Source organism: Streptomyces sp. MMG1121 (genome assembly GCF_001280015.1).
Classification (GTDB): domain Bacteria; phylum Actinomycetota; class Actinomycetes; order Streptomycetales; family Streptomycetaceae; genus Streptomyces.
Genome location: NZ_LGDV01000137.1, coordinates 1 through 280, shown reverse-complemented (window position 1 = coordinate 280; position 280 = coordinate 1). Strand labels below are relative to the sequence as shown.

The 280-nt window shown below is 69.6% G+C and carries 1 protein-coding gene; it reads left to right on the top strand.

Features of this window, described 5'->3' with window-relative positions; genetic code table 11:
- Positions 1-280 (top strand): beta-ketoacyl synthase N-terminal-like domain-containing protein (locus tag ADK64_RS14085; protein ID WP_159046233.1); only part of this gene is annotated, 280 nt, incomplete at both ends.

Below are 280 nucleotides of genomic sequence, written 5' to 3'. Positions count from 1 at the left end.
GCTTGCGCCGGATGGGCGGTGCAAGTCGTTCGCGGCGGGTGCGGACGGGACTGCGTGGGCCGAGGGTGTGGGTCTGGTTTTGCTGGAGCGGTTGTCGGACGCGCGACGCAACGGTCACGAGGTCCTGGCCCTGGTGCGGGGCGCGGCGATCAATCAGGACGGTGCGTCGAACGGCATCACTGCGCCGAACGGTCCTTCGCAGCAGCGTGTGATCCGGCAGGCGTTGGCGAGTGCGGGTCTGTCGGCGGCCGATGTGGATGCGGTGGAGGCGCATGGTACG